Here is a 24,579-nt window from a genome sequence, read left to right as displayed (position 1 = left end):
CCCGTCGTCCCGGATGGAGCCCGCCAGTATGTACGGGACGCCGTGCCGTTCGCAGGTGTGCAGAATGCCGTTTTCGATCTGCTCCGCTTTCAGAAAGGCGGGAATCGATCCGTAGAGCCGCACCCGGTTGATGGTGTCCAGATGGTTGTAGTGCCCGTTGGGCTGACTTTCCTGCGTGTAGATGTTCTGCCCCAGGGCAGTGTTGAGGTAGGCTGCCTCCAGATCATGGGTGGCCAGCGCGTTGCCCGCCAGCACGGCATGGACAAAGCCGCCTGCGATGAGCCGGGAGAAGGCGTTGCGTGCGTCGTGGTCAAAGGCGAAGGCGGGCCCCATCACCCAGACTACCTTGCCGTGGTCCCGTTCGTGGCGCAGCAGTTCATAGAGCTCGTCATAGTCCCGGGAAAAGGCGGTCTCCCGGGAGCGGCCCTGCCGGAAGGCAAACACATCTCTGGCAACCCGGCGCTCCCGGAAGCCGTCCGGGTGGACGAGGATCCCCTCCTCTCCCTGTTCTGTGCGGCCGACGGCCACCAGATCTCCCTGCCGCAGGCGGCGGAATTCCCGGACGTCGATGCGGCCCCGATCCCACACGGCCACGCAGTCCATCCGGCTCTCCCGGGCCAGATGCCACTGCCCTGCGATTTTGAAGTATTCCGGAAAGATGCTCATGGCGTGGAAATTCTCCGGCGCCACGCCGTCCCGGGGCGCCGGGCGAAAGACGGCGTCCGGTGCGTTTTCCAGTGCGGGTGTGGAAAAGACCGGCGGAAAATAGGGGCGCAGCTGAAACGGCATAATGGCGTTCCTCCTTTGAAAGATGGTGCCGCTGTTCCACCCGGATGCAGAGAAGAAAAGCCCGGGGACCGCTCCTCGCAATACCTGCGGAGCAGTCTCCAGGCCCATCGGCATTCCCATCCGGCAAGAGGGCGCGGGAGGTTTGATTGCATTCAGAATATCAGAATGCCGCCAAAAAAACAAGGCCCTTTCTTGTAAATCCGGGCCGTCGGGTGTAGAATATCCAACATACAGGTTTTTCCTTCAAGGAGGCTTTTCAACATGAGAGACGGTTTTATCTCCGTGGCCGCAGGCACCCCCAAAATCCGGGTGGCGGACTGCCGCTATAACGCGGAACAGATTTTTACCCTGATGCGGGAGGCGGACAAGCAGGGGGTGAAGGTGCTGGCTCTTCCGGAACTGTGCCTCACCGGCTACACCTGCGGAGATCTGTTCCTGCAGGACACGCTGCTCCGGGGCGCCGAGGAGGGCCTTCAGACCATCCTGGAGGCTACAAGAAATCTGGAGATCGTGACGGCCCTTGGCCTGCCCGTGTGGGATAAATGGGACAACAAATTGTATAACTGCGCGGCTATTATACAAAAAGGAGAGATTTTGGGGCTGATTCCCAAGGTCTATCTGCCCAATTATGGGGAGTTTTATGAGCAGCGGTGGTTTGCATCCGGCAGCGGCGTGGAGCACGGGATTGAGCTGTGCGGGCAGCATGTGAGTCTCTGTACGAACCAGACCTTTGCCTGCGACACCATGCCCAACTTGGTGATCGGCGTGGAGATCTGCGAGGATCTGTGGGCCCCGGCGCCGCCTTCCGTGGAGCTGGCCCGGAAGGGCGCCACCGTGATTCTGAACCTCTCCGCATCCAATGAGCTGGTGGGCAAGGCGGACTACCGCCGCTCCCTGGTGACAGGCCAGTCCGCCCGGCTGATGTGCGGTTATGTGTACGCGGATGCCGGAGAGGGAGAGTCCACCACCGATGTGGTGTTCACCGGCCACAATATGATCGCGGAAAACGGTACCCTGCTGGCGGAGCGGCGGTTCGCCACCGGACTCACCGTCAGCGAGATCGATGTGGACCGGCTGATCCATGACCGCCGCCGGACCAACACCTTCACCTTCGGCAAGGAGCCGCCGGAGATCTGGCGGTGCGGCTTCACGTTGCCGGTGGAGGAGACCCGGCTCACCCGGTACGTCTCCCCATCTCCTTTCGTGCCGGAGGATGCCGCGGGCCGGGCGGAGCGGTGTGAGGAGATCCTGCGGATCGCCTCCCTGGGTCTGAAGAAGCGGCTGGAGCACACCGGCGCCAAGACGGCGGTGGTGGGCCTCTCCGGCGGGCTGGACTCCACCCTGGCCCTGCTGATCACGGCCCTGGCCATGGGGATGCTGAATCGGCCCGCCAGCGACATCGTGGCCGTCACCATGCCCTGCTTCGGCACCACTGCCCGGACGAAGTCCAACGCGGAGCTGCTGGCGGAGCGGATGGGTGCCACGCTGAAGATCATTGACATCTCCCAGGCGGTGCGGCGACATTTTACCGACATCGGACAGAGCATGGAGAACCATGACGTCACCTTTGAAAACGGCCAGGCCCGGGAGCGGACCCAGGTCCTGATGGACATTGCAAACCAGACCGGCGGCCTGGTGATCGGCACGGGAGATCTCAGTGAGTTGGCCCTGGGCTGGTGCACCTACAATGGCGACCACATGAGCAACTACGCCGTCAACTGCTCCATCCCCAAGACCCTGGTGCGGCATTTGGTGGCCTATCTGGCCCGGGACAACGCGGAGAAGGACGAGGCCCTCCATGACGTGCTGGAGGATATTCTGGACACCCCTGTCTCCCCGGAGCTGCTGCCCGCTGTCCAAGGGGAGATCAGCCAGCGGACCGAGGATCTGGTGGGGCCCTATGAGCTACACGACTTCTTCCTATACTACATGCTCCGCTGGGGCTTCCCGCCCCGGAAGATCTACCGTCTGGCGCTGTATGCCCTGGGAAAGACTTACACCCCAGATGTGATCCTGAAGTGGCTGAAGACCTTCTACCGCCGCTTCTTCTCTCAGCAGTTCAAGCGCAGCTGTCTGCCGGACGGCCCCAAGGTAGGCTCTGCGGCACTCTCCCCCCGCGGCGACTGGCGGATGCCGAGCGATGCTTCCGCGGCACTGTGGCAGGCAGAACTGGAGACACTGGAGTCAGTGCATTTTTAACAGTATGTGGAAAGCGGACCAGGGCGACGGCTATACAGCCGGCGCTCTGGTCTTTCTATGCGTATACAGATAAACACGGACAGGCAGCATGAACTTTCGCAGTTCTTGACAGATTCTCCCCCCTCCCATTAAAATAGAAGAAAAATTGTTTGAAAACGGAAAGGAAGCACACGATGGAAGAATCTCTAGAACATATCCGGGAGAGCGCGGAGACACGAATGAGGAAGAATGCCTTCATGCTCCATAATTATATCGAGCTGGAACGCGTGGAAAAAGACCGGGCGGTCTTCAAGCTGGACATCCGCCCGGAGAGCTACAACCCCTACGGGCTGATTCATGGCGGCGCCATCTACACCCTGGCGGACAACGCCACCGGCGCGGCGGCCCACAGCGACGGGCGGTATTACGTCACACAGACCAGCGCGCTCCACTTCCTGCGCAACCAGGCCACAGGGACGGTGCGGGCCTCTGCTTGGGTCCGGCACCGTGGAAAGTCCACGGTGCTCACCGCTGTGGACATCACCGGAGACGGCGGCAGGCTGCTGGCCACGGGGGAGTTCACCTTCTTCTGCGTAGACAAGGCGCTGATGGACCAAAAGGCGGCCGCTGAGCAGAAATAAGAGAGATGCGGGAGAGGGCGAACCCCTCTCCCCTTTTTCCCAAACACTGTGGAAAACCGGGCTGTCATATCTCCGCCCGCCGCCGCATAAGGTTGTCCCAGAGGTGAGGCGATATGAAGAGGCCGGTTTTTCCAGGCCCGTTCAGAAGAGGGCTCCGGCGGCTGGGCGCAGCCGGGCTGGCGGCCGGGACCCTTTGGGCGGTTGTGGTCACCGCCGGAAGCGACAGCGCGTCTGCGGCCTGGGCGGCCCTGCGGGCGGCGTCTCCGCTGGCGGCGCTGAAATGGGAGCTGGGGGACCTGTGGGCGGACGATGACCTCTCCCCCGCCGCGGTGATGACGTTGGGAGAGTCTCCCCTGCTGTTGTCCGCCCGGGCGGCTGTGGCGGAGCTGTGGTCCACCGAGCGGACGGAGGAATCCGGTGCGGACGGCCGGGAGGAGACTGTCACGGAGCCGGTGGAGGAGACGCCGCTGGAGACCACGGGAGAGACGGACAACGGCGTTCCGGCCAGAACACTGGTGCCTACGGACCCCAGCGGCTATACGGTCTGCGGCCGGTCCTACATCTCCAATAGCACGGACCACGCCCTCACCGTCACGGAGCTGTCGGAGCCCTTTGACGCCCGGCTCGCCGATGGGGAGCCTCAAATTCTGATCCTCCACACCCACGGCAGCGAGGCCTACACCCCACCCCCGGGCACGGACATCGTCTGGTCCGGCAACTACCGCACTACGGACTCCCGCTACAACGTGGTGGGGGTGGGAGACGAGATGGCGGAGGTGTTTACCGCCGCCGGGATCTCCGTCCTCCATGACCGGACACTGTACGACTACTCGTCGTACAACGACGCCTATAACAACGCCCTGGCGGCCATTGAGACCTATCTGGCGGAATACCCCTCCATCCGCTTCATCCTGGATGTCCACCGGGACGCCATCGGCGACGCGGAGGGCAATCAGTACAAGGTGATCTCGGAGATCGACGGGGTGGGCACCTCCGCCCAGATGACTCTGGTGATGGGCAGCGACGGCAGCGGCCTGGCTCATGAGCACTGGATGGAGAATCTGAAACTGGCGGTGGCCCTTCAGGACAATATCTTGCAAAGCTATCCCACCCTGATGCGGCCGATCCTGCTGCGGAATTCCCGCTATAACCAGCACGCCACCACCGGCTCCTTGCTGGTAGAGGTAGGGGCCGCCGGCAACTCTCCGGAGGAGGCCGCCCTGGCGGGCCGCCTGTTCGCCCAGCAGATGGCGGACTATCTCATTGATCTGGGCAAGTGACAGAGGCGGTCCTGCGGAGAGCAGGCCATCCGGCCCCGGTCCGACGGCAAAAGCCCCGTCCGAACGGACGGGGCTTTTTGCTTTGAAGGCTCAGGGCTCCTCCGCCAGGGGGAAGGACACCACAGCGGTGAACAAGTCCGCCAGCGTCTCCACGTGGAAATCTCCGCCGCAGGCCTCGGTAAAGGAGCTGGCGATGGAAAGGCCCAAGCCGCTGCCGCCATCGGTACGGCTGGCGTCGCCCCGGACGAACCGGGCCGTCAGGTCCACGCCTGTGGGCAGCTCCTCCCGGGAGGTGTTGCGCAGGCTGGCCTCCGCCCTGCCCACCTCGGTCTTTAAGGAGAGGTAGACCCGGCTTCCCGCCAGGGCATATTTCAGGGCGTTGTCGATGAGGTTCTGGAACACCCGGTACAGCCGCCGGCCGTCAGCCGTGATCATCACCGGTATCTCCGGCAGCTCCATCCGGAAGGTCAGCCCGCTTTGGGAGATAGGCCCCTCCAGGTCCGCCAGGGTCTGCCGCAGGAGCTTGGCAAAATCCAGCCGCTCCAAGTGGACCGGCAGCTGGCCGGAGGCGGCCTTGCTGACCTCGAACACATCCTGGACCATCACTGCCAGCCGTCGGGCCTTCTCGTCGATGATCCGGGCGTAGTCCGCTGCGGCCCCCTCCAGGGGCTCCTGCCGCAGCAGTTCCGCATAGGAGAGCACAGAGGTCAGGGGCGTTTTCAGGTCGTGGGACACGTTGGAGATCAGCTCTACCTTCATCCGTTCGCTGCGGGTCTGCTCTGCCAGGGCCCGGTGCAGGCCCGCCTGGATGTCGTTCAGCTGCTCCGCGGTCTGATGCAGGTCTGCGTCCGCCGGCAGGTCCAGGGGCGTTTCCAGATCCCCGTCCCGGATGGCCGTCACTTGGTCCGCCAGCAGGCCGATATCCCGGACCAGGGTCCAGTCCCGCCGGATCCAGAAGATTTCCAGGACCCCTATCAGCGCAAAGGCGGGAACAAAAACGCAGATCACAGTCAGAGAAGAGTTCCAAAGCATTTCATACACAGGGACACAGCAGAGAACAGCTGTAAGCATAATGGCCCATAGTGCAAGGTTCCGCACCAGAGACCGCCGCCGGAGCCGCTTCTGCACCGGCAGCTTCAAGTCTCTTGCCAAGAATGCGTTTTTCAGCCCCCTCAACAGACTCCGCCGCTGCTCCCTTTCCGTGTTTTTCCGGGTGATGTGCCGCAGCCACAGCGCCCACACCAGCGCCAGCAGCGCCGGGGCATTGGCGGGCAGCAGCGCCGCCAGCCGCAGGGCGTCCGTCACGGTCGGACCCACCCAGCCGTAATACCAGAATTCAAAGGGAGAGTAGCCGCCGAATCCTGTGGAGAACACCATGGAGAGGACTGCCAGGGCAGCCGCCAGCCACCAGATCTCCCCGGGCACGCGGCGAGTGAGAGCGGCCAGCTTTTTCTCCGCCTTCCGCCGTTCCGCCCGCAGGAGACGGGTACTCACCAGATACGCAATGCCGAGCACACACAGCACTGCCCGCAGCAGGTAGAACTTCTGCATCCCCTGGATGCGCTGATACAGGCTGTAGAGATCGTTAGCGGGGCGGGACGCCCCGCCGCTGTTCGGCTGGAGATAAGGCACCGGCTCCTCCCGGACGGCCATGTAGACGGTCACATCCGCCGCGTCCTCCCCGGCCGTGAAATTCTCATAGCCGGGGACGTCCCACAGGGAATCCTCTGTAAAAAATCCATCGCCGTAAACGTCCACTGGCTCTCCATCCTTGGTGATGGTGACTGTACCGTTCTGAAAGGTCAGCAGAAAGTTGTAGCCCTCCGGCACGGCCCAGCTGGAGGAGAGGATCATATTCGCTGGAGCATTGCTGTAATAGGAGTCCTCCCCCGATCCCTGGACCCGGTAGAGGAGATTCTTGTCCTCTGCATAGGAGGCGTCTGGCGCCTCCTCTTTCGGGGTTGCTATATCTTCTGTGGCAGTGTCCGTGGATCCCCACTCGTACCAGGTGATGCCAGCACTGGACACGACGTAGGTATCCCCGGAAGCAGTATCCCACCACTCCAGGTCGCTGCCGGTGGCCATAGCCAGAAAGGCCCGCAGCCGTTGGGCCACCTCCTGCCGGAAGGCTGGGGTCTCCTGCCAGTCTGTACTCCACCATCCGCTGCCGAAGGAGCCGCTGTCGACCCCGCTGGCCAGGCGGCCCGCCGTCTGTCCCAGGCTCCCCAGCACCAGGCTCACGCCCAGTACCAGGGCCGCCAGTCCGGCCGCCGCCCGCAGCCTGCCGCAGGTCTTTCCGGAGACGCGGACCTTCGCCACGCCCGGGGCGTCCTCCACCCCCTTCAGAGCCTCCCGGACCTCCCCGGCCACAAGTTGTTCCAGACCTTCGTCAGGTCCCGTGCTGTTCCATTTTGTATCCAATGCCCCACACCACCTTGATGTAATCTGGCTCCTTGGGATTGAGCTCGATTTTTTCCCGAATGCGCCGGATGTGGACCATCACCGTGTTTTCGCAGGCGTAGGCCGCCTCCCCGTCCCACACCCGGCGGTAGATCTCCTCCGCCGGGAAGATGCGGCCGGGGTTACGCATCAGCAGGTCCACGATCTTTGTCTCCGTGGCGGTGAGCTTCACCGCTTCCCCATCCGCCCGCAGTTCCCGGCGGTCCGGGTCGTAGGTGAGGCGCCCGTTGACGATGAGGCCCTGCCGCTCCTCCGCGTGGACGTCCCCCAGCAGGGTGTACCGCCGCAGCTGGCTCCGGACTCTGGCCGCCAGTTCCTGGGGGTTGAAGGGCTTGGTCACATAGTCGTCCGCCCCCATGGAGAGGCCCAGGATCTTGTCCGTGTCCTCACTTTTGGCGGAGAGGACGATCACCGGCAGGTTCCGCTTTTCCCGGATCCGCAGCAGAGCGGACAGCCCGTCCAGCTTGGGCATCATCACGTCGATGAGGATCAGCCGCACCGCCGGATCCAGGGCCAGATCCAGAGCCTCCATGCCGTCATAGGCCCGCAGGACCCGGTAGCCCTCCCGCTCCAGGGTGATGGCGATGGCCCCCACGATCTCCGGATCGTCGTCTACCACCAGAATGCACGCGTTCATCTCGATCCCTCCTTGAGCTGATTGTAGCATACCAGGGAATTCTTACAAACACCCGGAGAAATTTCTTACAGATTTCTTACGGTTTCAAGCGGCACAAAAAAAGGGCCCTCCCGGGAAGGAAAGCCCTTCTTTTCAATGGCTCACTTTTTCAGCGGCATGGAGAAGAGGAACCGGGTGGAGGCCTGGTCGCTCTCGGCCTTCAGAGTTCCCTTGTGCTCCGTCGCAATGGAGGCGGCGATGGGCAGCCCCAGGCCGAAGCCGGACTGCTCCCCCCGGGAGGCGTCCGCCCGGTAGAATCGCTCGAACAGGCGGCCCAGCTGGTCCGGTGGGATGGGATCGCCGGGGTTGGATACCAGCAGACGGGCCTGCCGGTCTGTGCGCCGCAGGGTCAGGCTGATGGTACCCCCCGCCTGCCCATACTTGATGGCGTTGTCCAGCAGGACGCCGATCAGCTGGCGCAGTTTGTCGGCGTCGCCGGTGACGGTCACGTCGGGGGTGATGTCGCTCTCCAGGGGCTTTCCCGCCTCAAAGGCCACCGGCTCAAAGGCCAGTACGCAGTCCGTGGCCAGGTCGGAGAGCGAGACCTCCCCCATCACCGCCGTGGGAACCGCATTGTCCGCCCGGGCCAGGGTCAGCATCTCCTCCACCAGGGACTTCATCTGTCCGGCCTCGGAGCGGATGTTGTCCGCCCACCGGGCCGGGCGGTCCTCCAGCGGCGCCGCCTCCAGCAGTTCCGCATTGGAGAGGATCACGGTCAGCGGCGTCTTCAGCTCGTGAGAGGCGTCGGAAAGGAACTGCCGCTGCTGCTGCCAGGCCTTTGCCACCGGGCGGGTGGCCCACCGGGCCAGCAGGATGGAGACGCCCAGAAGAAGCAGCAGCGCCGCCAGACCGATTTGCAGATAGGAGCCCATGATCTCCTGCAATGTGGCCTGCTCCATGGACATGTCCACAAAGGCGATGCGCTCGTATAGTCCATAGTCCCGGCGCAGATACCGCAGGCCGTAGCTGTGGATAGTGCCCTCCGGCCGGTTCTGCTGGAGACAGTCGGTAAGAATGGTCTGCAGCTCCTGTGTGTCCTGCAGATTGGAATAGGTCCCGCCTGTGACAAAGGCCTCGTAGATTCCGCTGCGGTCCCAGAGATTCACCGTGAAATAGGGCAGCAGAACGTCTTCCCCGCCCCGGTTGAGCCCCAGATCCGGCCGGCCGCTGGGAGTGTCGTCCTCCATGACCCGCTGGAGCACCTGATGGCTGATGACCTCGATGTTCTGCTTGGCGGAGAAAAACACAGCCGTGAATACCACGCCCAGTACCGCGGTCACCAGAATCATGCACATGGCCACGAATTTGATCTGCAATTTTCGGATCATGGGAGGATCGCCCCCTTCCTGTCGAAAACTCTGTGGAAAAGTGGAAAAATGTGGACTTTGTGGAAAACTACGCCTCCTCAGGCGCTTCCAGGCAGTAGCCCACCATGCGGATCGTGCGGATCTTCACCTGGGAGTGGAGATGGTCCAGCTTCTTCCGCAGGAAGGAGATGTAGACCTCCACATTGTTGTCCTCTGCGTCGGACTCATAGCCCCAGACCTTCAGCAGCAGCTTCTCCTTGGTGATGACCAGCTTCTGGTTCAGCATCAGCATCTCCATCATGTCGAACTCCTTCCGGCTGAGCCGCACGGAGCGCTCGCCGCAGGAGAGGGTGAAGGAGGTCTTCTCCAGCCGCAGGTCTCCGTATTTCAGGGCATCAGTCTGCCGCAGCTCCGGCTGGCGGCGGGTCAGGGCCCGGATGCAGGCCAGCAGCTCCTTGGGCTCAAAGGGCTTGGTGAGATAGTAGTCCGCACCGGAGTCCAGCCCGTTCACCCGGTCCGTCAGCTCGGACCGGGCCGTGAGCATCAGCACCGGCGTGGTGCTGCCCTCCGCCCGCAGGCGGCGCAGCACGGTGAAGCCGTCCAGCTTGGGCAGCATCACGTCCAGCAGGATCACGTCATAAATGGAGGTCAGGGCGTTGTCCAGCCCCGCCTCGCCGTCGTGGCAGACGTCCACCGTGTAGCCGTTCAGCTCCAACAGGTCCTGGAGGGTGGCGGCCAGGCGGACCTCATCCTCCACCACCAGTACGCGCATGAAATCACCTCCGTTTGCAGGATCGCGCGCCGTTTCTGCCGGCAGCGCCACACAGGGGGGAGCCCGGGGGCTCCCCCCTGGTCAGATGAGACGGATGGGAAACGAGATCGAGTTTATTCGCCCGTGGCGTCCGCCGCAGTCAGGCCATTCTCCGCCACAGAGAGAATGGTGTCCACCGAAGCGGTGTCTATCTGGTAGATGGTGGAATCCCCCTCCATGCGGACGTAGTAGCCGGTCTGGTCCAGGTTCTCGCTGCCGAAGGTCAGGGTCAGCGTCCCCTCGGTACCGGTGTCGTTCAGGTAGAGAATGGTAACCGTGGCCTGGGGTGCGTCAAAGCCGCACAGGGCAGCGGCCTCGTCTGTGGGCTTGTAGTCCACGCATTTGGTGAAGGTCAGCGCCCCCAGCTCCGCCAGCAGAGAGGCGGTGTCCGCGTTGCCGGTGACGTCCTCGCCGCTGGCAGCCCAGGTGACGGTAACCGTTTCCTCCCCGGTCTCCTCGTCGGTGGAGGTCTCCTTGTCGATGGGCCGCAACAGGGTGCTGGCGGCGCCCTCAACGGTGACGGACTGGAGGTTTTCCTCCGTCAGCTGGGGCAGCTCCGGCAGGTCGCACATGTCATAGATGGTCTTGGACATCTCGGTGTACAGGGAGTTGGAGATGATATACACCGGACTCTCCTGTTCGTTCATCAGCATATAGTAGCTGTTGCCGTCCGTAGTGGTGTTGCCCAGGGAGATGGTTAGCGTCCCGCCGTCCGGCTTGGCTGCGGTCAGGGTGGCGAAGGGCTGGTCCAGGCCATAGGCCTCCAGCGTATCGCCCTCTGTAATGGTCTGCTGGGGTTTGAGGTTGGTGAGAAGGGTCAGGATCGACTGGATGGTGGAGTTGTCCAGGGGAAACTCCGGGTCGTCGGACCAGACCCACTTGCCCGCCTCGTCCAGATGGAAGGACAGCGTGGCGCTGCCGTTGTCATAGGTGAGGGACGAATAGGCGGCCTCCGTCTCCGTGATGACGCTGGCGGCGTCCTGGGCGGCGGCCTCCTCAGCTTCCCGCTGGGCGCTGGACCGCTTGACGGCGGAGACCACCGCCAGCAGGATGCCCAGGCCCACCAGGATCCCCAGCAGGAGAACCAGCGTCTTCTTCTGTGTTCGATTCATGCTTGTATGCTCCTTCGTCACAGTTTCCGGCGGTGCATCCAGCGGACAAAGCCGTAGATCAGCAGCGCTGCGGGGATCACCAGGATAAACAGCAGGCCCCAGATGCCGCCGGTCGTGATGGTATTGGTGGGCGTCAACAGGCTCACCGGCTCCACAGAGATGGCGGATACATCGTCAAAGCCCACAGTGGCGGAGTGGATGAAGAGATCCACGTTGTCAACATTGGTAAAGCTGTTGGTCACATCGGTGTTGATTAGCGTGTCCGCGCCGTAGACCGTCAGCCGGGCGGTGGTGTCCTCGCTGATCTCCTCCGTGGCCACGGCACCCACCACATAGGTCCCCTGGGTCATGTTGTCCGCGTCCAGCACGGCATAGCCGTTCTCCGTGGTGGTCAGGAAGGGCTGGACGGTGATGGTGTCCCGGGTGGGATCCGCCAGGGTGAAGCCCCGGGAGGCATAAAACAGGACCATGGAATCACTTGTGAGGCTGCTGGCCGCATCCACAGAGGTGTCCGCCTGCGCGAAGAACAGATAGGGGTTGTTCTGATAGCCCTGGGAGGTGTCCGCGATCATGCCGTCCGCCACCTGCATTCCATAGGCGGCGCACAGGGCGTTGAAGTTGGGCAGGTCCACCAGCTCACCGGCCATGTTGTAGATCACCTGGCCGCCCTCCGCCAGATAGTTCAGGATCATATCCAGCTCATCGTCCGCCAGATCCTGGTCCGGCTCGTTGAGGATCAGCAGGGAGCAGTCCTCAGGGATGCCGCCGTCGGTGAGCAGGTTCACCCGCTCCACGGACATGTGGAGCCGCGTGAACCGCTCCTTCACGCTGATGGGGACGGCGGTCTCGTTGTGGCCTGTGGTCTCGTACACCATCCGGGTCACGCCGGTGAGCACGCTGTCGATGGCGGAGGTCAGCAGGCTCTCCCCGTCGAAGTCCGTCTCCGTATAGGTGCCGTAATAGTAATACGACATCATATCATACCCGATTATGTCGCTGATGTCAAAGGACTCCTGCCGGCCGGTGGCCTCGCAGGTGACCACGATGGTATCCGCCCCCACACCGTACTGGGACAGGGCGGAGGGATAAACCGTGGGGTCGGTGTATTCCAGGGTCAGGTGGTTGCTGAGATCTGCGTAGATGTCCAGAAAGCGGACGATCCGGGTATCCAGTGTGTCCTTGTCGGTGAGCACGTGGATCACCACGTCATCCTCCAGCCCCGCCAGGTAGTCCTGAGAGGTCTCGCTGATGTTGTAGATCCCGCTGCCCGTCAGGTCGATCTGGGCCCACTGCTCCGGCAGCTGTGCCGCCAGCAGGTTGAACACCAGCACTGCCGCCACGGCCAGGGCCGTCAGTCCGGCGGAGAAGGCGCCCCTGCGGGAGGCGTGGCGCCCCGCGGTCTCCTGCAGGCTGTTTTTCCAATCACGATGTTCCATATTCACACGCCTCCTCTCAGTTCCACCGGCGCTTCTGGATGACCTGGACGGTCAGAAAGACCAGCAGCGCGCTGATGGACAGGTACAGCAGGATCCCGGGCACGTCGAAGACGTGGTCCGTGGAAAAGCTGTCGAAGGCGGAGAGCAGGGAGAACTTGCCCAGCACATCCGGCAGCAGGTTGGCGAAGACGGAGGAGTCCCGCAGGTAGAAGGCGATCAGCACCGCGGCGCCGGCCACCAGCACGCCGGCTGTGACCTTCCAGTTGTTGGACAGGGCGTTGATGAGGAAGCACACCAGGATCAGCACCACGAAGAAGCCCAGCAGAGACCCGACGGCGGTGGAGGGCAGAAAGCCCACCAGGCCGTCCCACAGATACAGCAGGAGCAGCAGGCCGAAGGTGCCCACTGCGGCGATGATCTGGCTCTCCGTCAGAGAGGAGATCAGCATGCCCACGGCGATCTCCACCGCGCCCAGCAGGAAGAAGGCCAGAATGGCGCCGTAGTCCGCCAACAGGAAGGCCGTGCCGTTCAGCGCGATGATGAGGGGGCACAGGCAGGCAATGGCCACCGGCACGGCGAACACCGTCAGCATGGCGAAGTACTTCCCCAGCACCACGGCGGTGACGGATACCGGCGCCGTCAGCAGCAGCTGGTCTGTCTTGGTGTGGCGCTCATCCGCCATGGAGCGCATGGTGAGAATGGGGACCACCACCATGAAAATGAAGAGAGAGGAGCCCAGAGAGAGGGAGAAATAGGGGTATCCCTGAAACAGGTTGTAGGCAAAGAAATAGATGCCGATGAAGACCGTCAGGACCGCCACGAAGATCCAGCCGATCATGGAGTTGAAATAGGAGCTGACCTCCCGCTTATAAATCGCTTTCATCGCCGACCGCCTCCTTTTCCGCAGTTTCCACAGAGGTCTGGAACAGCGCCGCCGCCCGGGCGGCCACCGTATCGTTATCGTCCGTCAGATCCAGGAAGACCTCCTCCAGAGAGGCCGTCCGGGGCCGCAGCTCCAGCAGGGGCAGCCCCGCCTCTGCAAAGGCGAAGAACAGCGCCTCCCGGATGTCCCTCTCCATGTGGATGGCAAATCGGGCTGTGTCCTCCGTCCGCCCCAGCAGGGTCCGGCCGGTGATGCCCGCCACCCGGTCCAGCACGGCCTCCGCCGCCTCCGGCGCGGCCTTTGCCGTCAGTTCCAGGGAGCCTCCGGCGGAGAGCTTCTCCTCCAGGTCCTCCGGGGTGTCGCACACCACAAACCGGCCCTTGCGGATGATGAGGACCCGGTCGCATACCGCCCGGATCTCAGAGAGGATATGGGAGCTGAGGATCACGGTGTGGTCCTTTGCCAGATGCCGAATGAGATCCCGGATCTCCACCACCTGCTTGGGATCCAGGCCCACGGTGGGCTCGTCCAGAATGATGATCTTGGGGAAGCCCAGGATGGCCTGGGCCAGGCCGACCCGCTGGCGGTAGCCCTTGGACAGGTTCCGGATCAGCCGGGCGCTCATATCCTCCAGATGGGTCAGGGCCAGGACCTTCGTCAGCTGGTCCGTCCGCTGCTCCTTGGGGATCTTCTTCAGCTCCGCGCAGAAGCGCAGGTACTCCTCCACCGTCATATCAGGATACAGCGGCGGGATCTCAGGGAGATAGCCGATGCAGGCACGGGCGGCCTCCGGCTCCTCCAGAATATCGTGGCCCTCCACCAGGACCTGTCCCTCCGTGGCCGCCAGATAGCCGGTCATGATATTCATTGTGGTGGATTTTCCGGCGCCGTTCGGCCCCAAGAAGCCGAAGATCTGGCCGTCCTCCACCGTGAAGCTCAGATGGTTCACCGCATAGTGGTCGCCATAACGCTTCACAAGGTTTTTGACCTCGATCACACAAATAACCTCCTTCAGGAATGGAGACGGGCAGGGCCCGCCCCAGTCAGCTTTCACAGTATAAAAAAAGAAACTGAAAACTATCTGAAAGAATGAACAGAACTTCATAAACTGTTCAAACTTTTTAAAGGTTGTTTTTAGATTTTGGGGGTATGATACAGACATCCTCCAAAAAGGATAACTGATCCCCCCTCTCTTTTTTCATTTTTCATTTCCTTTCTCTCTGCGTGCGGCGGAGGGCGTCCATGACCAGGCGTCCTCCGCCGCACGCTGTCTTGCGCGAAAAGGGCGAAAAAGATGGAAAGATCCGGCCGGTCCAGGACTTTCCGCCGACTTGTTCTTGCAAACAGCCGGTGTTTCCGATATAATGATTCCGCAATTCTAAGTAGCCGGGTTCAGAATGCGACTGCCCGGTGAACAATGGAGGAAAAAAGAATGAGAGGCGTACACAGCGCGGTGGATGAGATCCGCCGCAATGTCTTCACCGAAGTGGCCCGCCTGGCCTATGAGGGCGGGGATTTGAAGCGGGTGGACATGATCCCCTACACCATCGTTCCCGGAGAGGTGGCCCGCCACCGCCACGACGTGTTTCTGGAGCGGGCCATTGTCCAGGAGCGGGTGCGGCTGGCCCTTGGCATGAGCCTGCAGCCCGCTGGCGAGCAGACGCCCGTCAGCGCCGGTATCCAGGAGGCGGCCGCGGCCGACGACAAATATTTTGAGGAGCCCCTGGTCAATATCATCTCCTTTGCCTGCAATGCCTGCCCCCCCAAGCAGATCCGGATTACGGACAGCTGCCAGGGCTGCCTGTCCCATCCCTGCATGAATGTGTGCCCCAAGGATGCCATTTATCTGGACAAGGACAAGCATTGCCACATTGACCAGGACAAGTGCATCAAATGCGGCCGGTGCTTCAACCAGTGCCCCTACCACGCCATCAGCAAGATTGAGCGCCCCTGCGCCGCAGCCTGCGGCATGGACGCCATCGAATCCGACGAGCTGGGCCGGGCCAAGATCAACTACGACAAGTGCGTCTCCTGCGGCATGTGCCTGGTGAACTGCCCCTTTGCCGCCATCGCGGACAAGAGCCAGATCTTCCAGGTCATCAACGCCATGAACCGCGGATCCAAGGTCATCGCCTGCGTGGCCCCCGCCTTTGTGGGCCAGTTCGGCAAGGCCGCCACGCCTGCCAAGCTGAAGGCCGCCATGCGGATCCTGGGCTTTGACGATGTGGTGGAGGTGGCCATCGGCGCGGACCTGTGCACCGTGGAGGAGGCCAAGGATTTCCTGGCGGAGGTGCCGGAGAAGCTGCCCTTCATGGGCACCAGCTGCTGCCCCGCCTGGTCCGTCATGGCCAAGAAGCTGTTCCCGGAGTTCAAGGACTGCATCTCCATGGCCCTCACCCCCATGGTGATCACCGCCCGCATGGTGAAGAAGGACCATCCGGATGCCCGGATCTGCTTCATTGGGCCCTGCGCAGCCAAGAAGCTGGAGGCCAACCGGAAATCTGTCCGGTCGGATGTGGACTACGTGCTGACCTTTGAGGAGCTGCAGGGCATGTTCGATGCCAAGAACATCGACTTCACCACCCTGGAGGCGGACCCGGAGGACGGCCTGAACGAGGGCACCTCCATGGGCCGCGGCTTCGCGGTGGGCGGCGGCGTGGCCGCGGCCGTGGTAGAGGCCATCAAGCACATCGACCCCACCCGGGAGGTACAGATCGAGTACGGCGACGGCCTGCGGGAGTGCAAGAAGATGCTGATGATGGCCAAGGCCGGAAAGCGCAACGGCTATCTGCTGGAGGGCATGGGCTGCCCCGGCGGCTGCGTGGCCGGCGCCGGCACCATCACCCCCGTGCGGGAGAGCACCCTGAATGTTGAGAAGTTCAAGAAGGAGGCCGCGGAGGTCAGCAGCACCGCCAGCCCCTATGTGGACCGTCTGAAAGACGTGGAGGAATAACCGCTAAAGCAAGAAAGCGGGCCACCCAAAAGGGTGGCCCGCTTTGTGCGTTTTCCGGAAAAGCTGTGGTTCTGCTTACATTTGGTACAGAAGAACCATCAGCGGCATGGTCCCGATACAGAGAAGCGTGGTGATTACATTAATGGCGCCGGCGTAGTCTCCTTCATGACCGTAAACTTGAGCGATCTGAGTGACGTTAGCCGCCGCAGGGGCACTTGCTGCCAGCAGGCTGATCATCAGGATGGACTGGCCGTCCGGCACCAGGGCCGCAAGGCCAGAGTATTTGAAAATACACAGGACCACCAGCGGCAGGGCGATCAGCCGCAGGAAGGCCACCTTCCAGATGCTGCGGATGCGCAGGACCGCCAGCAGGTTCTGCTCTCCCATGAGCATGCCGGCGACAAACATGCTGAGGGGGCCGATGGTGGAGGCAATGGACTTCATGGTACCGGCGATTACCGTAGGCAGGGGCAGGTTCAGCAGAAACAGCAGCACACCCACAAACACGGAAATGATGTTGACATTCAGGAGAATTTTTTTCAGCGAGACATTCCGGTCACCACTCAGAATAATCCGGCAGTGACTCCACATGGGAAACTGCTGCACCAACTGAAACATGCTGCAATAGATGACCCACTCCGGCCCCAGGACCGCAGTCACCAGGGGGATGATGAGGTTACCGGAATTGGTGTAAATCAGGGAGGCCTGTTCCACCGGCGTCAGACGCAGGGGGCGGTGCAGTAAGGCCGTGGCAATGAAAAACAGAGCGTGGATGCCAATGGCGGCCCCAAGGGAGAGGGCCAGACCCTGAAGCAGCTCCGGCGTACGCTGGAGCTGGAAGGCGTTGATGATGACGCAGGGAGTGACCAGATACAGACAGACTTTGGACAGAACCCGGCTGTCCTCCGGCTTCAGCAGATGCAGGCGGACCAGGAGCCAGCCCAGGACGATACACAGAAAAAGCTGTACGATCTGTTCAAGCAGCATCAATACCATGAAAACGTTCCTCCATCTACACACAGGTGCGAGTTTAATCGTACCACGCCAAAAGAGGAAAAACAACCAGAAAGTTTATATAGCGTAAAAAAACTGGGACTGCAGTAAAAAGGCTCCCCCATCCAGCGGATGGGGGAGCCTTTGTTCAGTCACGGTCTGCCTCAGTCGGTGACGTAGGGCAGCAGGGCGATCTGCCGGGCGCGCTTGATGGCCTCGGTCAGCTGACGCTGATGCATGGCGCAGGTGCCGGTGGTCCGGCGGGGCAGGATCTTGGAACGCTCAGAGACAAAGCGGCGCAGCTTGGCGGCGTCTTTGTAATCGATATACTCGCATTTGTCCGCGCAGAACTGGCAGACCTTGCGGCGCTTGCCGCGGTTGGGGCGAGCGGGTCTCGCTTCACGATCAAAAGCCATGAAATGGTTCCTCCTTTATCAAAAGTCAGAACGGCAGTTCGCCGTCCTCTTCGCCGATCTCGGCGAAATCGGATTGTCCGCCCATCGGTGCGGCGTTGCGGCCGCCCATGGGGGCGCTGTAAGAAGCGGGTGCGCCGCCGAAATCGCCGGCGCCGTCCCGTTTGGAATCCCCGAAGTAGACATTGTCGGCGACGATCTCGGCGCTTCTGCGCTTGCCGCCGTCCTTGTCCGTCCAATCGCGGATCTGCAGCCGGCCCTCCACCACGGCCATGCGGCCCTTGGTGAAGTATTTGCTGACAAACTCCGCGGTGCTGCGCCAGGCCACCACGTCGATAAAATCGGTCTCCTTTTCGCCGCTCTGGGACTTAAAGTCCCGGTCCACAGCCAGGGAGAAGGACGTGACGGCGGTGCCGCTTCCGGTGCGGCGCAGCTCGGGGTCCCGGGTCAGACGACCCATGATGATGATCTTGTTGAGCATATCAATGCCCCCTTACTCGCCCTTGCAGACGATCAGGGAACGCATGATGCCGTCCGTGATCCGCAGAACACGGTCCAGCTCCTTCGGGAAAGAAGGCTCGCTGGTGAAGGTCATCAGGACGTAATAACCCTCGGTCTTGTAGTTGATGGGATAAGCCAGCTTGCGGCTGCCCCACTCTTCCACTTCCACAGCGGAACCATTCTGCTCAGCCAGGGTCTTGAACTTGGCCACCAGCGCGGCGGTGTTCTCCTCACCCTGTGCAGGGTCGATGATATACACGACCTCATAATTGGCAGAAACCTTTGCCATATTTGCACCTCCTTCTGGACAAATGGCCCCCATTCGGAATGGGAGCAAGGATATGCCTGCAGACTGCAAGCCATATTATTATATCGGAATTTCTGGAAATGTCAAGGAATTTTTCTCCCGGCTCTAGACAAGCCCCCGTGTATAGTGTAATTGCATTAAGTCGACAGGCTTTTTGCAGTTACACTTTTTTTATTTTCTCCCAGAGAAAGGACGGTGAAAACGTGGCTGAATGTTACAAAACGATCGAATATCCGGACCGAAAGGCGATCGCGGCCCTTTACGCCGCCGGCGCGAAGGCCGGACAGATCGCGAAGGAAATCGGCGTCGCCCCCCGCACCATCTACGCCGAACTGAAGCGCGGCCGCGAAGGGGACAAGCTGGACAAGAACTTCCGGCCGTCCTACGACGCAGACCTGGCCCAGAAGCGCGCCCAGGAAAGCCTTCGCCGACGCGGCCGGAGGAAAGGAGGGCCGGCAGAATGACCCCCAGAGCAAGGCAACGGCGAACGCGCCGGAGAATCCGCAACGCGGCCGGTCTTCTTTCCCTGGTGGCCTTCCTGGCGCTTCTGGGAAGCGTCGGAGCCGTCGAACAGGACCTGGTCCCCCTTCTCCCTGGCGCGATCCGAATGTTCGGCTTCCTTCTGATCTGGGCCGGCCTTCTGGCCGTCGCCGGAGCCTTCGACACCACCGAAGGAAGGAGGGAACGGAGAAGATGAAGTACACGGCGACCCTGTCGCCCGTTCAGGTCGGGCAGGCCGTGAAGGCCCTGGTCCTTCTGGGCGAAAAGAAGATCACGATCGAAGAAACAGAAAAGGACCGTTTCGTCGTCACCACAACAACCGAAACGGCCCATTCCAAAAAGGTTAAGTGAATCATATCACGGAAAGGAACGGTTTTCAATGCCTAAATTGAATTTTTATGATACGGACGCCGTGAAGGCGTTTCTGCTGAACACCCTGGTCGAGAACAAGGAAGTCCGCGAAGACGTCGACTTCGAGCGCCGGCAGTCCCAGACCTGGTTCACCCAGTACCAGGCCCAGAAGGGGCGCGCCGAAGCCGCTGAAGCGAAGATCGCCGCCGCGGTGTCCGTTCTGACCACCCCCATGCCCGCGCGTTCCACCGGCACCGTCACCGCCGAAGACGTCAACCAGGTGATCGCCGACGCCCTGGCCCTTCTGACTGGGAGCCTGAAGACGGAAGGGGGCGCCGCGAAATGACGAACACCCTGTACGAGATCAGCGCCGACTTCCTGGCCGCCCTGGACGCGATGGAGGTCGACCCCGACACCGGCGAACTGCTGAACGCCGACCAGCTTGACGCCCTTTCCGCCGCCTTCGACGAAAAGGCCGAAGCGACCGCCCTTTACATCAAGAACCTGACCGCCTTCGTCGGCAACGTGAAGGCGGAGGAAGCCGCCCTGGCGGAGCGCCGCAAGACCGCCGAAAAGCGCGTCGAGCGCCTGAAGGACCTTCTGGCGTCCTCCATGCTGTCCGTCGGTCGCGACAAGGTCGAAACGGCCAGGACGAAGATCGGCTTCCGCAAATCCACCCAGGTTCAGATCGACGACGAAGGCGCCCTTCCCCCTGACTTCGTGACGACCACCGTCACCACGAAGCCGGACAAAACGGCAATCAAGAAGGCGATTCAGGCCGGACAGTCCGTCGCCGGCGCTGTCCTGGTCGAGAATCAGAACCTTCAGATCAAGTAAGGAGGAATCAGCGTGAAGGACTTCAACATTCCCCTTCTGACGGCTGAAGACATCGACTGTCGCGTCCAGTCCGTCAGCAAGGCGAAGAACGGCACGGTCGGCGCGGTCCTTCTTCTCTACAAGGACGCCCGTGTCGATATGCGAATCCTGGACCAGGTCTTCGGGCCTGGTAACTGGCAGAGAACCCACGAACTGATCAACGGGAACCTGTTCTGTACGATCGAAATCTGGGACGACGAAAAGGCGGCTTGGGTGAAGAAACAGGACGTCGGCGTCGAGAGCAACACGGAGAAAGAAAAGGGACAGGCGTCCGACGCCTTCAAACGCGCCGGCTTCAACGTCGGGATCGGCCGCGAACTGTATTCCGCCCCTTTCACCTATGTCGAACTGAACGACGGTGAATGGAAGGTCGAAAAGGTCCAGGGCCGCGACGTGTATCGAACCTATCCGAACGTCAAGTTCTCCGTCACGAAGATCGGCTACAACGACCGCCGCGAGATCGTGGACCTGACGATCGTCGACCGCTTCGGAAACGTCCGTTTCCTGTGCGAAGGCGGTGTCCAGAAGAAGGCCAACCAGAGCGGCCAGGGAAGCCGCCAGAACGCGCAGAGCGGCCGACAGACACAGACACAGCCCCAGACAACGCAAGCGCCCCAGACGTCCCAGAGAGCGCCCCAGGGCGGCCAGACAACCACGATCCCCGCCGGCGGTGCCGTCTGTCCTGTGTGCGGTGGCCCGATCAGCGACGCCGAGCGCGACTATTCCCTTCGGAAGTACGGCCGCGAACTGTGCCGCAAGTGCCAGCGCAACGCGTGAAAGGTGGTGTAGACAATGCCCAGCCGTATCATTAAGGAAACGATCATCATCAGCGAGTCTTTGACCGCGATCAGTGCCGAAGCCGAACGGTTCTTCTGGCGCCTGGTCGTGAAGGCCGACGACTTCGGCCTGTACTATGGCGACCCCCGTATTCTGGCTTCCCTGTGCTTCCCCCAGAAGCCCCCTTCCGAACAGAAAATCCGGTCCTGGCTGAACGAACTGGTTCGGGAAGACATGGTGGGAACCTACACGGCCCCCGAAGACGGGAAGAAGTACCTGAAACTTCTGAACTGGGGCAAATGCCAACAGACCAGGGCGAAGTCCAGCAAATACCCTGAACCGTCTTCGTTTGATAGCAAATGCAAACAGGCGAACGGAAATCAAATGCTTGCAAATGTCCCCGTAAACGTAAACGAGAACGGAAACGGAAACGATAACGAAAACGAGAAGCGCGCCCATTCGGGGCGCGGGGCGGCGGACGGTTTTGACCGGTTCTGGGCTTCCTATCCCCGACGCGTCGGGAAGAAGGACGCCGTGGCCGTCTGGAAGAAGATCAGTCCTGACGACGCCCTGGTCGACCGGATCGTGGCCGGCGTGGAACGCTGGAAGCGGTCCGAACAATGGACGAAGGACGAAGGTCGCTTCATTCCCTACCCCGCGACCTTCCTTCGCGGCGAACGCTGGAACGAGTCCGACGGCGTGAAGCCGGCCACCGTTCCGCCGGCGGCGAAGGACTACGGCGACGGGGACGACTTCCTGGGCGGTGACGACCATGAATGACTTCACCGACGCCCTGGAAACCAGCGCCCAGAACGCCAGACGCGGCCATGAGCGCGCCGGCGACTACCGCGGCGAAGACGGCCTTCTGTATTGCGGCCGGTGCCGCACCAGGAAGGAACACCGCCTGGAACTGGACACCGACCCGCCGAAGGTGGTCACGGTGCCGGTCATGTGCAAGTGCGAGGAAGAACGCCAGGAAGCCCAGCGCAAGGAAGAAGAGCGGATCAAGTTCCGCCAGGACTGCGAACGGCTTCGCCGCGACGGGATCACAGACCCGTCCTATCTGGTCAACACCTTCGCCCAGGACGACAACCGGAACCCCGCCGTTTCGGACGTGTGCCGGAAGTACGTCGACCACTGGGAGGAAATGAAGGCCGACAACATCGGAATCCTGTTCTATGGCGGCGTCGGGACCGGAAAGTCCTTCCTGGCCTGTTGTATCGCGAACGCCCTGATCGACCGCTGTGTGAAGGCCAGCGTGACGAACTTCCCCCGCATTATGAACCGCCTTCAGGGCTTCGGAGAGGACAAGCAAGGCTTCCTGGACAAGCTGAACCGTTATGACTGCCTGGTGATCGACGACCTGGGCGTCGAGCGGGACACGTCCTATTCCGTCGAGCAGATTTACAACGTCGTCGACGCCAGGTCCCGTTCAGGAAAGCCCCTGATCGTGACGACGAACCTGTCCCTGGACGACCTTCGGAACCCGTCGTCTATGGGCTACGCCCGTATTTATGACCGCGTCCTGGAAATGTGTCCGATCAAACTGAAACTGGCCGGCGACTCCCGAAGGACCGTCAACGCGGCCGCGCGCCGCGACAGGGCGAAGGAAATCCTGGGAATGTGAAGGAGGGCCGCAAGTGGAAACCTGGAAAGTGACGATCCCTGGCCTTTTACCTGGCCTGAATGAGTACATAGACGCGGAACGCGCCGTCAAGGGCAAGTACAAGGCCGCCGCCATGAAGAAACAGGCCGAAAACGTGATTGGCTTCATGGTGAAGACCCAGCTTCGCGGCGTCCGCTTCGACCGGCCGGTGCTAATTCATTACCGCTGGATCGAGCCGAACCGCCGCCGCGACAAGGACAACGTCGCCTTCGCGAAGAAGTTCATTCAGGACAGCCTGGTCCACGCCGGCGTCCTGGTGAACGACGGCTGGAACCAGATCGAGGGCTTCACGGACGACTTCGCCGTGGACCCGAAGAACCCCCGCGTGGAAGTGACTATCGAGATATTCGAAGGAGGAAAACGACATGGCAAATATTAAGACTTTGAAGGACCTGACCCCTGGGACCGTCTTTGACGCTGGTCCGATCGACGTCCGCGTCCTGGATCACATGACCAACGGAACGACCCTTCTGATCGCCGATAAGGCGATCGCGTGGCGCCCCTTCTCCCTGGAACCCCTGAAGACCCGTCCGGAGGAAGCCCCTACCCCTTACCCGAACGACTTCAGCCTGTCCTACCTGAAGGGCGAACTGAACGGCCCCTTCTTGGCGACCTTCGACGCCGCCGGTGGCCCGATCCGTTCCGCGAACATCGTGGAAGCGGACTGGTCCCTGGCTGATCACCGCGGCGGCTTCGGCTATGGCAACATGAAGGCGAAGATCAGCCTTCTTCCTGAAGCCCTGTTCCTGAAGTACAAGGCCCTTCTGGCCCTGGACGACTGGTGGTGGCTTGCGACCCCGATCGCCGGCAACGCGAACCGCGCGCGCTTTGCCTACACGGACGGCAGTCTGGGCCGCTACAACGCGTACTACGGCTACAGCGGCGTCCGGCCGGCTTTCTTCGCGGAATCTGGAATCATTCTGGAATCCGACGGCGGCGAAGCGGTGGAAGGCCATGAATAATCCCGTGACGACCCGTGAGTGGATCGGCCGGCGGCGCCTTCGGGCGTCCGTCGACCGGACCCTGGGCGTGAAGGTGCCGAAGGCGGTCTTCGATGAAGCGGAAGCATACGCCAGACGGAAGATGGCCTTCCAGAACGAAGTCCTGGGCCTGGACCGCGGCGACGAATACCTGAAACTTCTGATCCCCGACGTGATCCGCGAAATGGCCCTGGCGGCCAGGTATGACGGAAGGAGGGCGACGGCGTGATCCCATTTCCCGACAAGAAGTATTCCGTGATCTACGCGGACCCGCCCTGGTCCTACTCCGGCGGCGGTGCTACGCGGAACGTGACAAGGCATTACCACACCATGAAGCCGGAAGACATCTATTCCCTTCCCGTCCAGAACATCGCCGCGGACGACTGCCTTCTGTTCCTGTGGGCCACGTTCCCGAACCTGGACGTCGCCCTGGAAACGATCCGGCGCTGGGGCTTCCGATATAAGACCGCCGCCTTTGTCTGGGTAAAGCGAAACCGGAAAACCCCTTCCTGGTTCTGGGGCCTGGGCAACTGGACGCGCTCAAACCCTGAAGTGTGCCTTCTGGCGACCAGGGGGAAGCCGAAGCGCGCAGACGCACACGTCCATAGCGTGATCGACGCACCGATCGGCCGGCACAGCGAGAAGCCGGCGGAAACCCGCGACAGGATCGTCCAGCTTGCGGGGGGGG

At 61.8% G+C, this 24,579-nt stretch carries 29 protein-coding genes; 16 read left to right on the top strand and 13 right to left on the bottom strand.

Annotated elements, in window-relative coordinates; translation table 11 throughout:
- A partial coding sequence (locus HMPREF1546_RS19255) for a hypothetical protein (protein WP_036636892.1) occupies positions 1 to 789 on the bottom strand: 789 nt, incomplete at its 3' end.
- A gap of 261 nt (positions 790 to 1,050) precedes the next feature.
- Between HMPREF1546_RS19255 and HMPREF1546_RS12310 the strand changes: the two genes are divergently transcribed.
- The 3 genes from HMPREF1546_RS12310 to spoIIP all read left to right on the top strand — a co-directional run bounded on the left by HMPREF1546_RS12310 (position 1,051) and on the right by spoIIP (position 4,888).
- Positions 1,051 to 2,988 carry an NAD(+) synthase gene (locus tag HMPREF1546_RS12310; RefSeq protein WP_021751131.1) on the top strand — a complete coding sequence of 646 codons (1,938 nt, stop codon included), beginning with the start codon at positions 1,051 to 1,053 and terminating at the stop codon, positions 2,986 to 2,988.
- Between the two features lie 173 nt (positions 2,989 to 3,161).
- Positions 3,162 to 3,608 carry a PaaI family thioesterase gene (locus tag HMPREF1546_RS12305; RefSeq protein WP_021751129.1) on the top strand — a complete coding sequence of 149 codons (447 nt, stop codon included), beginning with the start codon at positions 3,162 to 3,164 and terminating at the stop codon, positions 3,606 to 3,608.
- A 113-nt stretch (positions 3,609 to 3,721) separates the two neighbouring features.
- Complete coding sequence (gene spoIIP, locus HMPREF1546_RS12300; RefSeq protein ID WP_021751991.1) at positions 3,722 to 4,888, top strand: stage II sporulation protein P; 1,167 nt, start codon at positions 3,722 to 3,724, stop codon at positions 4,886 to 4,888.
- 90 nt (positions 4,889 to 4,978) lie between these two features.
- On the opposite strand, the gene HMPREF1546_RS12295 is transcribed toward spoIIP, so the two are convergent.
- From HMPREF1546_RS12295 to HMPREF1546_RS12260, 8 genes are all read right to left on the bottom strand, one after another.
- Complete coding sequence (locus HMPREF1546_RS12295; RefSeq protein ID WP_147629932.1) at positions 4,979 to 7,309, bottom strand: HAMP domain-containing sensor histidine kinase; 2,331 nt, start codon at positions 7,307 to 7,309, stop codon at positions 4,979 to 4,981.
- A complete protein-coding gene (locus tag HMPREF1546_RS12290; protein WP_025544704.1) occupies positions 7,278 to 7,985 on the bottom strand; it encodes a response regulator transcription factor in 708 nt (235 codons plus the stop codon). The genes HMPREF1546_RS12295 and HMPREF1546_RS12290 overlap by 32 nt, the downstream gene beginning before the upstream one ends.
- A gap of 140 nt (positions 7,986 to 8,125) precedes the next feature.
- On the bottom strand, positions 8,126 to 9,352 hold the full coding sequence (locus HMPREF1546_RS12285; protein WP_021751124.1) for a cell wall metabolism sensor histidine kinase WalK: 1,227 nt from the start codon (positions 9,350 to 9,352) through the stop codon (positions 8,126 to 8,128).
- Positions 9,353 to 9,419: 67 nt separating this feature from the next.
- Positions 9,420 to 10,103: a response regulator transcription factor gene (locus HMPREF1546_RS12280; protein ID WP_021751123.1), complete on the bottom strand. Its 684-nt coding sequence runs from the start codon at positions 10,101 to 10,103 to the stop codon at positions 9,420 to 9,422.
- A 113-nt stretch (positions 10,104 to 10,216) separates the two neighbouring features.
- The gene (locus tag HMPREF1546_RS12275; protein ID WP_036631204.1) at positions 10,217 to 11,254 is read right to left on the bottom strand and encodes a DUF4340 domain-containing protein; all 1,038 of its coding nucleotides are present in this window, start codon (positions 11,252 to 11,254) and stop codon (positions 10,217 to 10,219) included.
- Positions 11,255 to 11,271: 17 nt separating this feature from the next.
- Positions 11,272 to 12,690, bottom strand: coding sequence for a Gldg family protein (locus tag HMPREF1546_RS12270; protein ID WP_021751121.1), 1,419 nt, complete (start codon positions 12,688 to 12,690; stop codon positions 11,272 to 11,274).
- A gap of 16 nt (positions 12,691 to 12,706) precedes the next feature.
- Positions 12,707 to 13,573, bottom strand: coding sequence for an ABC transporter permease subunit (locus tag HMPREF1546_RS12265; protein WP_021751120.1), 867 nt, complete (start codon positions 13,571 to 13,573; stop codon positions 12,707 to 12,709).
- Positions 13,557 to 14,570 (bottom strand): ABC transporter ATP-binding protein, encoded by a 1,014-nt coding sequence (locus HMPREF1546_RS12260; RefSeq protein WP_025544708.1) that lies wholly within the window; start codon positions 14,568 to 14,570, stop codon positions 13,557 to 13,559. Before HMPREF1546_RS12260 ends, HMPREF1546_RS12265 begins: the two co-directional genes overlap by 17 nt.
- A 435-nt stretch (positions 14,571 to 15,005) precedes the next feature.
- Here HMPREF1546_RS12260 and HMPREF1546_RS12255 point away from each other — a divergent pair, with 435 nt between their 5' ends.
- The gene (locus HMPREF1546_RS12255; protein WP_025544710.1) at positions 15,006 to 16,526 is read left to right on the top strand and encodes a 4Fe-4S dicluster domain-containing protein; all 1,521 of its coding nucleotides are present in this window, start codon (positions 15,006 to 15,008) and stop codon (positions 16,524 to 16,526) included.
- 75 nt (positions 16,527 to 16,601) lie between these two features.
- Here the strand turns inward: HMPREF1546_RS12255 and HMPREF1546_RS12250 are convergent, their stop codons facing one another.
- The 4 genes from HMPREF1546_RS12250 to rpsF all read right to left on the bottom strand — a co-directional run bounded on the left by HMPREF1546_RS12250 (position 16,602) and on the right by rpsF (position 18,722).
- The gene (locus HMPREF1546_RS12250; RefSeq protein WP_021751116.1) at positions 16,602 to 17,522 is read right to left on the bottom strand and encodes an AEC family transporter; all 921 of its coding nucleotides are present in this window, start codon (positions 17,520 to 17,522) and stop codon (positions 16,602 to 16,604) included.
- A gap of 161 nt (positions 17,523 to 17,683) precedes the next feature.
- Positions 17,684 to 17,935 (bottom strand): 30S ribosomal protein S18, encoded by a 252-nt coding sequence (gene rpsR, locus HMPREF1546_RS12245; protein ID WP_021751115.1) that lies wholly within the window; start codon positions 17,933 to 17,935, stop codon positions 17,684 to 17,686.
- 25 nt (positions 17,936 to 17,960) lie between these two features.
- Positions 17,961 to 18,413 (bottom strand): single-stranded DNA-binding protein, encoded by a 453-nt coding sequence (locus tag HMPREF1546_RS12240; RefSeq protein ID WP_021751114.1) that lies wholly within the window; start codon positions 18,411 to 18,413, stop codon positions 17,961 to 17,963.
- Positions 18,414 to 18,425: 12 nt separating this feature from the next.
- Complete coding sequence (gene rpsF, locus HMPREF1546_RS12235; protein WP_021751113.1) at positions 18,426 to 18,722, bottom strand: 30S ribosomal protein S6; 297 nt, start codon at positions 18,720 to 18,722, stop codon at positions 18,426 to 18,428.
- A 221-nt stretch (positions 18,723 to 18,943) separates the two neighbouring features.
- On the opposite strand from rpsF, the gene HMPREF1546_RS12230 reads away from it, so the two are divergent.
- The 12 genes from HMPREF1546_RS12230 to HMPREF1546_RS12180 all read left to right on the top strand — a co-directional run.
- Positions 18,944 to 19,204, top strand: a complete 261-nt coding sequence (locus HMPREF1546_RS12230; protein WP_036631203.1) for a helix-turn-helix domain-containing protein — start codon at positions 18,944 to 18,946, stop codon at positions 19,202 to 19,204.
- The gene (locus tag HMPREF1546_RS12225) at positions 19,201 to 19,437 is read left to right on the top strand and encodes a hypothetical protein (protein WP_021751111.1); all 237 of its coding nucleotides are present in this window, start codon (positions 19,201 to 19,203) and stop codon (positions 19,435 to 19,437) included. The genes HMPREF1546_RS12230 and HMPREF1546_RS12225 overlap by 4 nt, the downstream gene beginning before the upstream one ends.
- Positions 19,434 to 19,592 carry a hypothetical protein gene (locus HMPREF1546_RS18905; protein WP_021751110.1) on the top strand — a complete coding sequence of 53 codons (159 nt, stop codon included), beginning with the start codon at positions 19,434 to 19,436 and terminating at the stop codon, positions 19,590 to 19,592. Before HMPREF1546_RS12225 ends, HMPREF1546_RS18905 begins: the two co-directional genes overlap by 4 nt.
- A gap of 28 nt (positions 19,593 to 19,620) precedes the next feature.
- A complete protein-coding gene (locus HMPREF1546_RS12220; RefSeq protein WP_021751109.1) occupies positions 19,621 to 19,938 on the top strand; it encodes a hypothetical protein in 318 nt (105 codons plus the stop codon).
- Complete coding sequence (locus HMPREF1546_RS12215) at positions 19,935 to 20,429, top strand: siphovirus Gp157 family protein (RefSeq protein WP_021751108.1); 495 nt, start codon at positions 19,935 to 19,937, stop codon at positions 20,427 to 20,429. Before HMPREF1546_RS12220 ends, HMPREF1546_RS12215 begins: the two co-directional genes overlap by 4 nt.
- A 12-nt stretch (positions 20,430 to 20,441) precedes the next feature.
- On the top strand, positions 20,442 to 21,245 hold the full coding sequence (locus HMPREF1546_RS18410; protein WP_021751107.1) for a hypothetical protein: 804 nt from the start codon (positions 20,442 to 20,444) through the stop codon (positions 21,243 to 21,245).
- A 15-nt stretch (positions 21,246 to 21,260) separates the two neighbouring features.
- Positions 21,261 to 22,025, top strand: a complete 765-nt coding sequence (locus HMPREF1546_RS12205; protein ID WP_021751106.1) for a hypothetical protein — start codon at positions 21,261 to 21,263, stop codon at positions 22,023 to 22,025.
- Positions 22,018 to 22,872, top strand: coding sequence for an ATP-binding protein (locus HMPREF1546_RS12200; RefSeq protein ID WP_021751105.1), 855 nt, complete (start codon positions 22,018 to 22,020; stop codon positions 22,870 to 22,872). The genes HMPREF1546_RS12205 and HMPREF1546_RS12200 overlap by 8 nt, the downstream gene beginning before the upstream one ends.
- A gap of 13 nt (positions 22,873 to 22,885) precedes the next feature.
- Positions 22,886 to 23,290 (top strand): hypothetical protein, encoded by a 405-nt coding sequence (locus HMPREF1546_RS12195; protein ID WP_021751104.1) that lies wholly within the window; start codon positions 22,886 to 22,888, stop codon positions 23,288 to 23,290.
- A complete protein-coding gene (locus tag HMPREF1546_RS12190) occupies positions 23,277 to 23,873 on the top strand; it encodes a DUF6273 domain-containing protein (protein WP_021751103.1) in 597 nt (198 codons plus the stop codon). Before HMPREF1546_RS12195 ends, HMPREF1546_RS12190 begins: the two co-directional genes overlap by 14 nt.
- Positions 23,866 to 24,120 carry a hypothetical protein gene (locus tag HMPREF1546_RS12185; protein WP_021751102.1) on the top strand — a complete coding sequence of 85 codons (255 nt, stop codon included), beginning with the start codon at positions 23,866 to 23,868 and terminating at the stop codon, positions 24,118 to 24,120. Before HMPREF1546_RS12190 ends, HMPREF1546_RS12185 begins: the two co-directional genes overlap by 8 nt.
- The coding region (locus tag HMPREF1546_RS12180; RefSeq protein ID WP_021751989.1) for an MT-A70 family methyltransferase at positions 24,117 to 24,579 on the top strand (463 nt) is incomplete at its 3' end. The genes HMPREF1546_RS12185 and HMPREF1546_RS12180, both read left to right, overlap by 4 nt.

The sequence above is a fragment of the Oscillibacter sp. KLE 1745 genome, from assembly GCF_000469445.2.
GTDB lineage: Bacteria > Bacillota > Clostridia > Oscillospirales > Oscillospiraceae > Oscillibacter > Oscillibacter welbionis.
The sequence above is the reverse complement of the archived record's forward strand: the minus strand, read 5'-3'. Positions and strand labels throughout refer to the sequence as shown.